Origin of the sequence: Microcystis sp. M144S2, from assembly GCF_020246065.1 — a bacterium.
Taxonomy (GTDB): domain Bacteria; phylum Cyanobacteriota; class Cyanobacteriia; order Cyanobacteriales; family Microcystaceae; genus Microcystis; species Microcystis ichthyoblabe_A.
In genome coordinates this window covers 1-11,272 of sequence record NZ_JADBTR010000048.1, presented here as the reverse complement: position 1 = coordinate 11,272, position 11,272 = coordinate 1, and the positions used below count along the sequence as shown (strand labels likewise).

The 11,272-nt window shown below is 42.6% G+C and carries 10 protein-coding genes and 1 tRNA gene; 8 read left to right on the top strand and 3 right to left on the bottom strand.

What is annotated here, in order from left to right:
- Nucleotides 1-310 (top strand): DUF4351 domain-containing protein (locus IM462_RS06500; RefSeq protein ID WP_287714971.1); only part of this gene is annotated, 310 nt, incomplete at its 5' end.
- Between the two features lie 53 nt (nucleotides 311-363).
- On the opposite strand, the gene priA is transcribed toward IM462_RS06500, so the two are convergent.
- The gene (gene priA, locus IM462_RS06495; protein ID WP_287701720.1) at nucleotides 364-2,853 is read right to left on the bottom strand and encodes a primosomal protein N'; all 2,490 of its coding nucleotides are present in this window, start codon (nucleotides 2,851-2,853) and stop codon (nucleotides 364-366) included.
- 608 nt (nucleotides 2,854-3,461) lie between these two features.
- Between priA and IM462_RS06490 the strand changes: the two genes are divergently transcribed.
- The 3 genes from IM462_RS06490 to IM462_RS06480 all read left to right on the top strand — a co-directional run bounded on the left by IM462_RS06490 (nucleotide 3,462) and on the right by IM462_RS06480 (nucleotide 6,131).
- Nucleotides 3,462-4,595 carry an RNA polymerase sigma factor, RpoD/SigA family gene (locus IM462_RS06490; RefSeq protein WP_287701716.1) on the top strand — a complete coding sequence of 378 codons (1,134 nt, stop codon included), beginning with the start codon at nucleotides 3,462-3,464 and terminating at the stop codon, nucleotides 4,593-4,595.
- A 115-nt stretch (nucleotides 4,596-4,710) separates the two neighbouring features.
- Nucleotides 4,711-4,860: a hypothetical protein gene (locus tag IM462_RS06485; RefSeq protein WP_287701714.1), complete on the top strand. Its 150-nt coding sequence runs from the start codon at nucleotides 4,711-4,713 to the stop codon at nucleotides 4,858-4,860.
- A 110-nt stretch (nucleotides 4,861-4,970) separates the two neighbouring features.
- Complete coding sequence (locus IM462_RS06480; RefSeq protein ID WP_287701712.1) at nucleotides 4,971-6,131, top strand: aminotransferase class V-fold PLP-dependent enzyme; 1,161 nt, start codon at nucleotides 4,971-4,973, stop codon at nucleotides 6,129-6,131.
- Between the two features lie 98 nt (nucleotides 6,132-6,229).
- Here IM462_RS06480 and IM462_RS06475 read toward each other — a convergent pair whose 3' ends face one another.
- Nucleotides 6,230-7,006, bottom strand: a complete 777-nt coding sequence (locus IM462_RS06475) for an RNA polymerase sigma factor SigF (protein ID WP_287701710.1) — start codon at nucleotides 7,004-7,006, stop codon at nucleotides 6,230-6,232.
- Nucleotides 7,007-7,385: 379 nt separating this feature from the next.
- Nucleotides 7,386-8,462 carry a Holliday junction branch migration DNA helicase RuvB gene (gene ruvB / locus IM462_RS06470; protein WP_287701708.1) on the bottom strand — a complete coding sequence of 359 codons (1,077 nt, stop codon included), beginning with the start codon at nucleotides 8,460-8,462 and terminating at the stop codon, nucleotides 7,386-7,388.
- 23 nt (nucleotides 8,463-8,485) lie between these two features.
- Here ruvB and hisF point away from each other — a divergent pair, with 23 nt between their 5' ends.
- The 4 genes from hisF (at nucleotide 8,486) to IM462_RS06450 (ending at nucleotide 11,118) form a co-directional block, all read left to right on the top strand.
- Entirely contained in the window at nucleotides 8,486-9,250 is a 765-nt protein-coding gene (gene hisF, locus IM462_RS06465) for an imidazole glycerol phosphate synthase subunit HisF (protein ID WP_149987110.1), read from the top strand.
- A gap of 246 nt (nucleotides 9,251-9,496) precedes the next feature.
- Nucleotides 9,497-9,697, top strand: coding sequence for a hypothetical protein (locus IM462_RS06460; RefSeq protein WP_287701706.1), 201 nt, complete (start codon nucleotides 9,497-9,499; stop codon nucleotides 9,695-9,697).
- A 119-nt stretch (nucleotides 9,698-9,816) separates the two neighbouring features.
- Nucleotides 9,817-9,889: transfer RNA gene (locus IM462_RS06455), tRNA-Ala, on the top strand.
- Nucleotides 9,890-10,020: 131 nt separating this feature from the next.
- The gene (locus tag IM462_RS06450; protein ID WP_125730944.1) at nucleotides 10,021-11,118 is read left to right on the top strand and encodes an AI-2E family transporter; all 1,098 of its coding nucleotides are present in this window, start codon (nucleotides 10,021-10,023) and stop codon (nucleotides 11,116-11,118) included.
- Nucleotides 11,119-11,272: the final 154 nt, after the last annotated feature.

The following is an 11,272-nucleotide window of genomic DNA, read 5'->3' as shown; positions in this document are numbered from 1 at the left end:
TTCCTTAAACTTATTGTATAATTTGAGTAGAAATTTAGAAGCGTTATCGAAAAAAACACAGGAGGATAGGGAGTTTATTATGCGTTTAGCTCCACTTTACCAACAGGATAGGGAACAAGCGGTTCAGGAGGGGGTACAGCAGGAAGCATTAAAGTTGGTTATTAGACTTCTTCAACGACGTTTCGGTGAAATACCGCAAAATCTTGAGGAAACCATCCGTAACCTTCCTGTGGAGCGGTTAGAAGACTTAGGACTCGCTTTATTAGACTTTGACACTTTGACGGATTTAGATAACTGGTTGCATCCGTGAGCAATGGCGATCTCGCGTAGCGAGCGCGTTGCGAGCGCATTATCCATCCTTGATTATTCTATAGTTAAGGGGTCAACATCGATCGCCATACTTACCTTGGCTAAAACTAAGCTTTTCAAAGGACGCAAAAGACCACCGATATCAGCCTTGTCTCCTGATAATTTTAACAGAATTTGCCAGCGATAACGGTTAGCCACGCGCATAATTGTTGCTGGTGCAGGTCCTAAAATATCCCAATCGGAACCGAAATTATTAACACATTCCTCCGCGACATTTTCGGCACTTTTCTGAACTGCTTCTCCATCTAAACCACTAAAGCGAATTAAGACTAAACTGCCGTAGGGAGGATAATTTAAACTCTCTCTCTGCATTAATTCCGTCTCGACAAAACCCTCATAATCGTGGGTTTGCACTGCTCTAATCACGGGATGTTCGGGGGTATAGGTTTGGATAATTACCTTTCCTTCTCTTTCTCCCCTTCCTGCTCTCCCTGCTACTTGAGTTAGGGTTTGAAAAGCGCGTTCGGAGGCGCGATAATCGGAGTGATAAAGTAAACCATCGGCAGCCATAATTCCCACTAAAGTAACTCGCTCGATATCTAATCCTTTGGTGAGCATTTGGGTTCCAACTAGGACATCGTATTCACCATCAGTAAATAGTTTTAATAGTTCCCGGGGAGCATTTTTGTTGCGGGTGGTATCACTATCAAAACGCAAGCAGCGCAAATCGGGAAATTCTTTGCTTAATTCTTGGGTGACTCGCTGAGTGCCAGTACCGAAAAATTTTAGATAGGGAGAACCGCATTCAGGACATTGTTTCGGATGAATGCGACCATAGTTGCAGTAGTGACAGCGGAGTAATTCTTGCGCTCCCGGTTCGGTGTGGTGATAGGAGAGAGAGACATCACAGTGGGGACACTCCAGCACATAACCGCAACTTCGGCAAGATACAAAGGTACTATGACCCCGACGACTGACGAATAAAATTGCCTGTTCTCCCTTGTCGCGCAGGGTTTCCAGAGATGAACGCAGGGATTGACTAAACAGGGAACGATTGCCTCGTTGCAATTCCCGTCGCATATCGACGATTTCCACCCGCGGTAAGGGGCGATTTTGGATGCGATCGGGCAAAGATAGGTAAAGACGGGGATTAGCTTGGGATTCTAGCCATGTTTCTAGGGATGGCGTGGCCGAGCCTAAAATTACGGGACAATGGTTTAATTGAGAGCGCCATTTAGCCACGGTACGCGCGTGATAGGTGGGGAGTAATTGGGTTTGTTTAAAGCTGCTATCGTGTTCTTCATCGAGGATAATCATGCCTAGATGGGGTAAAGGGGCAAAAATCGCCGATCTCGTCCCGATAATAACTTGTGGGGTTCCTGTCAACATCTGTCGCCATGTATCGTATCTTTCTCCTTCCGAGAGGGCGCTATGATAAACATAGACTCGATCGCCAAAACGGGCCACAAAGCGATCGGTTAGTTGCGGTGTTAATCCAATTTCGGGGACTAAAACCAAGGCAGATTTACCCGCTGCTAGGACAGGTGCGATCGCCTGTAGATAGACTTCTGTTTTACCCGATCCTGTAACTCCGTGTAAGAGGAGGCTTTCACCACCTTTGAGGGTTTGAATGGCTTCTAAAGCTTGTTTTTGACTAGAAGTGAGTGTTTTTGGTTGATCCCTGCTCATAATCGCCGAGGATAAGCGCAGAAATTCTCGATCCTGAACAACTACATAACCCTTGTCAATGAGCGGTTTAAAATGTTTTGTCCCCGCAAGTTGTGCCAATTCTGGCAGCCACATTTCTCCTCCCTGGTGGCGTAAGATTTCGACAATTTTGCGCTGATTTTCGGTTAAATCAGAGGGAAAGTCGGTTATTAGCAGGGTAATGGCTTTTTTTTGTTTAATATTAGGACTTTTGGGCGCTTCTAGATAACTTTCTACCCAACCACGCTTAACTAAGTCTCGGATACCGTAATTAGCATTTTTTACCTTTTCTTGCAGGTATTTCGCCGAATAATCGCCTTCTTTTTGATTTTTGAGCAGGGATAAAATCTGACGGGAGAGGGGAGTACAAAAAACTTCCGCACCGGGGGGAATCGCTTCTGGTTTTAATCTGATGCGACGTTGGGAACTTCGCAGTAAACCCGTAGGTAAAGCGACGCGAACAACGGTGATTAAATCCGTTGCGTAGTATTGGGCGATTTTCGTCAATAACTGCCAATAATTATCGGGGAAAAAGCCCTTAGCAATCACCTCTTCCACGGGACGAATTTGATTTTCTTCTAGTCCTGGGGGCAAATTTTCGAGAAATCTAAGAGCAATTCCCCCTATTACCTGAGAACCAAAGGGAACGCTTAAAATATCGCCGATTTCTACCGTTAAATCCCGGGGGATACTATAGGTTAATATTTGCTGATCCTCTTGACTATCTCTAGGATAAGGACGATCTACCAAAACCTCTAACCACGGTTGCCCAGTTGTGGTTAATTGGTAAGGTGTGCGAGGTTCCGCTACAGTCAGGGTAGCATGGCGATCGAGCATAGTCAGTGGGGAGATGGGGTGATAGGGAGATGGGGAGAATGGGGTATTTAAATTATAGTTTAAAGCTTGAGGGGAATAAAACCAGTTAATTTTCTCCAAAAACACTTTAAATATGGCTTTTTTGCCCACAAATTTTGATTTTTAGCCCGTGAAGTCTTCCCAAAAGAATTTTTATCCACCCTTAAGCATTGATAAAGTTAATGATAACTATTGACTATTAGCTATTAAATCCCAGTATAGTTAGTCAAAAGGTGAGAATGGTTCTCAATAGAAAAAGCTAAGAATAGTAATAAAAAGCTGACTGCTATCTTGATTGTTAAGAAGCGTGATCCTTACCTAGTCAAATACCAAAAACCTTAGTTAGAGTGTATGAGTAGAAACACAAAAAGCTCCTCCCATTCACCAGAAAATCTTATTGTCTGGTTCGGCGATTTGTAACCATCGACACAGAATCGCGCAATTATATCCCAGAAATTGCCGCCATTAATTAAGAAAACGTTTAAAAAATCTGCTCCCCGAAAATTCAATGTAACAATCAGCCCATTGGGGGAAACTGAGTTTTTCCCGCTATTATAATCCCGCTCCATCCATACCCACAATAACTGCTTATGAAAATCTCTAAACTGGCCGCCGATGATAATTTTAATCAAATCATTGCCCTGGAGACAAATCCTTTAGAACTAGACAGCGTGGATTTTGCTGAAAGAACTGACGAGGATCTGACTGAACCTTTACCGGAAACCCTAAAAAACACTCGTGCAGGTAGTGGAACGGGATACGATAAAGGCAGCAATGAAGATACTGTTGGGGCATTTTTTAAAGAAATGGCCCGTTATCCCCTGCTTAATGCGGAAGAAGAAATTGAACTAGCCCACTCGGTTAAGTTTCTCATGGAAGCGGAAGAAGTGCGCCAAAAACTGCAAGAAAATTTACATCGTCCTCCGACGAAACTGGAATGGGCGATCGCTTTAGAATTAGATAATGAACGTCAACTGGAAAACCGTCTTTATCGGGGAAGAACAGCTAAACGGAAAATGATTCGTTCTAATTTGCGCTTGGTGGTTTCTATCGCTAAACGCTATTTAAATCGCGGGGTTCCTTTCTTAGATTTAATTCAAGAAGGTGCGATCGGACTCAACCGTGCGGCCGAAAAATTCGATCCCAATAAAGGTTATAAATTCTCTACCTATGCTTATTGGTGGATTCGACAAGCAATCACCCGCACCATTGCTAACGATGCGCGGACAATTCGTTTACCGATTCACATCGTCGAAAAACTCAATAAACTCAAAAAAGCGCAGCGGATTCTCAAGCAAGATTTACAGCGCAATCCCAATGAACGGGAACTTGCGGAAGCACTAGAAATGACTCCCGAACAATTGCGGCAATTATTACAATTGCGTCGTCAATCTCTCTCTTTAAATCATCGTGTAGGGAAAGGAGAAGATACGGAATTAGTGGATCTGTTGGAAGATGATGATCTACAACTTCCCGAAGATAAAATGAATGAGATGATGATGCGTCAAGAAATTTTCGCAGTTTTAAGTGATGTTCTCACCGAACGGGAAAAAGATGTTATCTCTCTCCGTTATGGTTTAGCTACCAGTCAACCCTATACCCTAGAGGAAGTGGGGGGAATGTTCAATTTATCTCGCGAACGAGTACGTCAAATTCAAACTAAAGCGATGCGAAAATTACGTCGTCCTCAAGTCGCGCGTCGTCTGAAAGGATGGTTACATTAATAATTTTTTCTAACTCGTTCTCTCCTCTCTCCTTTTTCCTGGAGAGCTTTTTTTGTCGATCTTTAGCTTAAAATTAAGATAAAGTTGATTTTCTCAGTAGATAGTCCTAATACCTATGAACCTACATCTTACCCCACCACAAGAGCATCCAATCCAACAGAAAGTGAAAACGGGAAAATATCAATCTCCAGAAAATCATCCTCTCATAGATGGAGAAACTTTTATAACTGAAATTATTCATCGTTTTCAACCCATGGGAGATTAATCTAAAATGGGTGGTTATGTCATAAATATACTAGGTAGTTAGAAGCTGAATATAATAGGCAATTTCTCAGCTATTTTTTCTAGTTCTCAATAAAATCAAATTAATTTAATATGTCCAAAAACTCTTGGTTAATTCCCGATAATATTTATTTTCTCAACCATGGTTCCTATGGTGCAACCCCTAGAATAGTCTTGAATTATCAGCAACAATTGCGGGAACGAATGGAAAGACAACCTTTAGCATTTTTGGGGAGAGAATTAGAGGGTTTATTAGATATTGCTAGGCAAAAGTTAGCGGATTTAGTCAGTGTAAATAGCGATGATTTAGTCTTTGTTCCCAATGCAACCACAGCAGTAAATGCGGTGTTAAATTCTCTCACTTTTCAGGAAAATGAGGAAATTTTGATCACCGATCAGACCTATAATGCTTGTGCTAATGCAGTTAAACATATAGCTAAAAGATGGGGTTTAAAGGTAATTATCGCTAAAATTCCCTTTCCTGTGCAGTCTCCTTTAGAAATTAGTCAAGCGATTTTAGCATCAGTTTCTCCCCGGACAAAATTAGTAGTTTTAGATCATGTCACCAGTCCCACGGCCTTAATTTGGCCAATCACAGAAATTGTGCAAGAATTAAATAATCGGGGTATTGATACTCTTATCGATGGCGCTCATGCTTTAGGTTTTTTACCCCTTAATATCGGGGCAATTAATCCCACCTATTATACTGCTAATTGTCATAAGTGGTTATGTAGTCCCAAGGGGTCAGCTTTTCTCTATGTGCGCGGGGATAAACAGGCAATAATTCGACCTTTAACTATTAGCCATGGAGCGAATTCCCCTCGACAAGATCGCTCCCGTTTTCAGTTAGAATTTGCTTGGATGGGAACCGATGATCCCACCGCTTATTTATCAGTGCCAAAAGCGATCGAGTTTTTAAATTCTCTCTCTATTGATGGTTTACTGGGTCTGATGGCGACGAATCGTAATTTGGTTTTAAAAGCCAGAAATTTACTTTGTCGTGCCTTAGAGGTCAATTATCCCTGTCCAGAATCAATGATCGGATCGATGTCTTCAATTCTAATTCCTAGTTATGCTTGGGCAGCAGAAGATTTATCTAGACAACTGTGGGAAAAATATCAGATCGAAGTGCCGATAATTCCCTGGGGAGAAGCATCATTAATTGTGAGAATTTCTGCTCACTACTATAATTCGATCGAGCAGTATGAATATTTAGCCGGGGTTTTAAATTACTTGCTATTGGAGCAAAGATAAGCGGGGAGCATCGGAGCAGGGAAAAAAATCCATAACTGAGTTTTTAAAGTTGAATTGGGAGTTAATAACGGACTTGCTATGATAACCGAATAATTGGGCTAAAATGCTTCTTGGAGCATGGTTTCCTTGAGCATTTCTAAACCCTTTTTCACCCGACGGGAGACGGTAACAACACTAATGCCTAATTGTTCGGCGGTTTCCCGTTGAGTAAGATCCTTCAGGAAGACAAATTCGAGAATATGACGGGTTTTGTCTTCTAATTGAGCCAGTGCTTGTTGTAAACGAATGCGATCCTCTTGACAAAGTTGAAAGCTGCGATAACCGGGATCGGGAATGAGGTCTTTTAAACAAGTATTATTATCTTCATCGTTATTAACCGTCGCATCGAGACTGAGGGGTTCACGGTTTTGGAAAGCCAGTTTTACCTCTTGCCATTCTTCGAGCGAAATATTTAAAGCGAGGGAGATTTCTGTATCATTGGGTTGACGATTGTGGATAGTTTGGAAATCCCGACGCATATTTGTCGCTTGTCTGCCTAAATCTAACCAACGACGAGGAATACGAACCGTGTAACCCTTATCGCGCAGATAGTGTTGAATTTCGCCGCGAATATAGGGAATGGCGAAAGAACTAAAAGCATGACCTTTGCTGCTGTCAAAACGCTTGATCGCCCGAATTAGTCCCATACAGCCAACCTGCACTAAATCTTCGTAGTTTTCATGGCATTGATTGACCCAATGATGAGCCTCCCTTCTGACTAATCCTAGGTTTAACCGTATAATTTGATCCCGTAACTTATTATCCCCTGTTTTTTGGTATTTTTGAAACAGGGTAAGAGTTTCCAGTTTAATATTTTCTTTATTTGGGACAGACATAGGGCGTTAACAGACTTAAAAAATTATTGACTATAAAAGCTCACTATTGCATAGCTTTGACCAATCCCAACATAGTCTAGATTAGAAGCGGCAAGCAATGACAACAATGTAACTTACTACGATCTTCATCATACGGTCTTTACACAAGGGCTTGTGTGATTTCAAGCAGTCAAGGCAGTATTTAAAGACACAAGTGAGCTAAAACGCTGTAATTAGTCAGCGCAATAAGAATTGTTAACTGAGAAGGGACAGAAGCGACCAGATTATTCCTACAGCCTTTCTCGTCAAGGTGAAGTATAGATTAAACCTTGCCGAAGTAAGGATTTCAGTGGCGAAACCGTACCTCATCTATCGGAGAAACGCTGTAATATCTAGAAAACTATAACTCAAACAAAGGCAAACTCTGATCATTATTTTTCGGCAATTTCGCCAGTAAACCTAAATGTTCGTAGGCGGCTGCCGTCACTACGCGACCCCGGGCAGTACGATTAAGATAACCTATTTGTAATAAATAAGGCTCATACACCTCCTCGATCGTCTTGGCATCTTCTCCCGTGGCTGCCGCTACCGCTTCCAATCCCACGGGTCTGCCTTGAAACTGTTCGATCATCGTCTTTAATACTAATCGATCGGTCCAATCTAAACCCATAGAATCCACATTTAATTGATTTAATCCCTCAGCGGCTAACTGGGGGGTAATCATAGTTTCTCCCTTCACCTGCACATAGTCGCGCACCCGTTTTAATAAACGATTGGCAATGCGTGGAGTTCCCCGACCGCGACGGGCAATTTCGATCGCACCCGCTTCAGTCATGGGAATATTAAAAATAGTGGCACTTCTGAGGATAATTGCCGTCAATTCCTCAGCTGTATAGAAACGCAGACGTTGAATCATGCCAAAACGGTCGCGCAAAGGCGAAGTTAAAGAGCCAACTTTGGTAGTAGCACCGATTAAAGTAAAGGGAGGTAAAGAAATACTGCGAATTTTCGCTGCTTGACCCTTACCAATCGTCACATCCAGTCGATAATCCTCCATCGCCGGGTATAATAACTCCTCCGTCACCCGATTCAGTCGATGAATTTCGTCGATAAAAAGAATATCCCGGGGTTGAAGATTGATCAGGATGCCGGTAATGTCCCGGGGACGCTCTAAAGCGGGGGCGGCAGTAATGCGGCAATTTACTCCCATCTCAGCCGCTAAAATTAAAGCCATGGTGGTTTTTCCTAACCCCGGCGGTCCGTAGAAGAGCAAATGATCGATCGCTTCTTGTCTAGCTTTGGCCGCGGCGATGGTGACTTTTAGATTAGCCTTTAAGTCCTGTTGACCGATATAATCCTCTAGGGATTGCGGACGAATCTGCGCTTCTGCTTTTTCCGTTTCTTCTATAGTGGGATTGGGAGTGAGCAGATTTTCCTCGGCAGCCGGGGTGGAATTATGCGATCGTTTGATGGCCATTGTTACAATCAAGAGTCTAGGATATGTTAGCGAAGCGGATTTTGCCTTGTTTGGATGTCAATAAAGGTCGGGTAGTTAAAGGGGTTAATTTTGTCAATCTTCAGGATGCTGGCGACCCCGTGGAGTTGGCCCGCTTGTATAATCAGGCAGGGGCTGATGAGTTGGTTTTTCTTGATATTACTGCTACCCATGAAGATCGCGACACGATTATTGATGTAGTCTATCGCACGGCGGAACAGGTTTTTATTCCTCTGACCGTGGGTGGCGGTATCCAATCCTTAGAAAATATTAAAAATTTGTTAAGAGCCGGGGCCGATAAAGTCAGCATTAACTCGGCTGCCGTGCGCGAGCCGGAATTGCTCGATCGAGCCAGCGATCGCTTTGGTAAACAGTGCATTGTGGTGGCGATCGATGCTAGACGACGTAAGGATGAGCATAACCCCGGTTGGGAGGTTTATGTTCGGGGTGGACGCGAAAATACGGGTATTGATGCTTTATTATGGGCCCAAGAAGTGGAAAAACGCGGGGCAGGTGAGTTGTTAGTTACCAGTATGGATGCCGACGGCACGCAAGCGGGTTATGATCTGGAATTGACAAAAGCGATCGCAGAAAGGGTGGAGATTCCTGTGATTGCCTCTGGAGGAGCGGGTAATTGTCAGCATATTTACGAAGCATTGACGGAAGGCCGGGCAGAAGCCGCTTTATTGGCTTCTTTGCTCCATTATGGTCAATTAACCATCGCTGAGGTCAAAAATTATCTGCAAAATCAACAAGTACCCGTGCGTTAGCCGGGGAAAATGAGAGCCAGATTTGCAGAACTTAATCTAGTGATTGAGTCCCTTTTCTGGGATAAGGATTTCTTCAGGCTGCAACCCTAGAAGAGTAAGGTTGACACCTATTACTGAAAGCTCATGGCTGACAGCTGACAGCCCCGAGCGAGCAACCGGCAAAAAATCCCTGTTTTTAACTTCCGTTCGATTATCCCCGGAGAAAATTATGTATTAGAATAGAGGAAAGTTAACAAAATTTAAAATATGTTAGTTCCGATTCTCATCTTTGACCTCGGTCTTGTGGCTTGGTCATTGCATCTGATGCAGCAAGCCTTCGACCAGCAAGAGTTCTCCTTGATGCTGGCGGGAACCTTAGTGGCAGCAGCGGCAGTGGCTATGTTAGTAGTTTATTTCCTCATGGGTCACTGTTTAACCTATTTAACCCAAATTCCCGCTCCTGTCTAAATGGGGGCGATTGTTTCACCCTTGTCTTATCAGCGATCGCCTTTGGTCTGACAAATTTTTTTCTCGTCCCCCCTTGACAAAATAATTCTATTTAAGCTATATTCAAAAATGGTCTTCAAGGGGTTATAGCTCAGTTGGTAGAGCACCTCAATGGCATTGAGGGGGTCAGCGGTTCGAATCCGCTTAGCTCCATACAGTTAGGATAAGAGTTTCCAGGTTACTGGCGACTAGAAAAGTAGCGAGGAGATGGTAGATTGAAAGAGGATTTCTGGTTAGAAAAGTCTCTTTTTACCTCGATACTCTCTCAGGACAAAATTAGTTATATGATAGAGCTTTTTAAGCAACTACCTCGTTGGTTGCGGCTAAGTCTAGTTTTTCCGCTCTTATTTCTCAATGGTTGGTTATTATTCCAATTATTTAGCTATCTAGAACCCTTAGTCAGTATTTTTGTCACTGCTAGTTTACTAGCTTTTGTCTTAGATGTTCCCATCAAACTGCTGCAAAGACGCGGGGTTAATCGCAGTGGTTCGATCGCTATTGTCTTTTTAATTGCCCTATTAATTTTGATTGTTTTAGGTTTAATTTTAATTCCGCAGATTGTCGAACAATTAAGCAGTTTAATCAATAGTTTGCCCCAGTGGATCGAGTCAGGAACCGAACAGATACAAAATTTAGAAAAGTGGGATAAAACTCAGAAATATGCGATTTATATCGAGCAATCAATCACCCAGTTATCGGAACGACTAACCAATGTTTTACAAACTCTTAGCACTCAATTACTGAGCTTTGTACTGGGAACTATCAACAGTATCCTAAACATTCTCTTTGTTCTGGTTCTAACCGTCTTTCTGGTTCTCTATGGCGAACAAATTTGGGAGGGAATTTTAAGCTGGATTCCCTCTCCCTGGAATTTCAAATTAAGAACGATTATTCGTCAAACTTTTGAAACCTATTTTGCCGGTCAAACCATTTTAGCGGGAATTCTCAGCCTTGCTCAAATCTTTGTTTTTGTGATTCTCAAGGTCGATTATGCCCTATTATTCGGGGTGGCGATCGGTCTAACTACACTAATTCCTTTTGCCAGTGCTTTTACCATTATTGGCATTAGTACCCTACTGATGTTTCAAGATTTTTGGTTAGGATTAAAAGTTTTGACCCTGACGGTTATTGTCGGTCAAATTAATGATAACGTCATCGCCCCTCGGTTAATGGGAGGTATGATCGGACTTAATCCCGTCTGGATTATTCTATCTCTTTTTATCGGGGGCAAAGTGGCAGGAATTCTCGGTTTATTGATAGCAGTTCCCATCGCTAGTGTGCTGAAAAGTACCATCGATATCATCCGCTCCCAGCAGCGGGAAAAAGAACCGGTAGTTTTCCTAGAAGAAACGGTGAAAAATTCCTCAGAGGAGAGCAAATAATAATAAATCCTGTTGGTTCTTCCGAACTTACACTGTAGAAAATTCCCCAAGCTCCCTCTCTGTCCAGCAATGCTCTAAAGTTGATAAATATCAATCTAACAAAAACTCAAAGCCCTATTGTACAAGCTTTACAAGCATAAGTTGTTGATAGTTT

Bases quoted from the DNA above. Each gene is read 5' to 3' on its own strand.
- IM462_RS06485 (WP_287701714.1), top strand. From the start codon at position 4,711: ATGAACCTACATCTTACCCCACCACAAGAGCATCCAATCCAACAGAAA.
- hisF (WP_149987110.1), top strand. From the start codon at position 8,486: ATGTTAGCGAAGCGGATTTTGCCTTGTTTGGATGTCAATAAAGGTCGG.
- IM462_RS06475 (WP_287701710.1), bottom strand. From the start codon at position 7,006: ATGTCTGTCCCAAATAAAGAAAATATTAAACTGGAAACTCTTACCCTG.
- IM462_RS06450 (WP_125730944.1), top strand. From the start codon at position 10,021: ATGATAGAGCTTTTTAAGCAACTACCTCGTTGGTTGCGGCTAAGTCTA.
- IM462_RS06490 (WP_287701716.1), top strand. From the start codon at position 3,462: ATGAAAATCTCTAAACTGGCCGCCGATGATAATTTTAATCAAATCATT.
- priA (WP_287701720.1), bottom strand. From the start codon at position 2,853: ATGCTCGATCGCCATGCTACCCTGACTGTAGCGGAACCTCGCACACCT.
- ruvB (WP_287701708.1), bottom strand. From the start codon at position 8,462: ATGGCCATCAAACGATCGCATAATTCCACCCCGGCTGCCGAGGAAAAT.
- IM462_RS06460 (WP_287701706.1), top strand. From the start codon at position 9,497: ATGTTAGTTCCGATTCTCATCTTTGACCTCGGTCTTGTGGCTTGGTCA.
- IM462_RS06480 (WP_287701712.1), top strand. From the start codon at position 4,971: ATGTCCAAAAACTCTTGGTTAATTCCCGATAATATTTATTTTCTCAAC.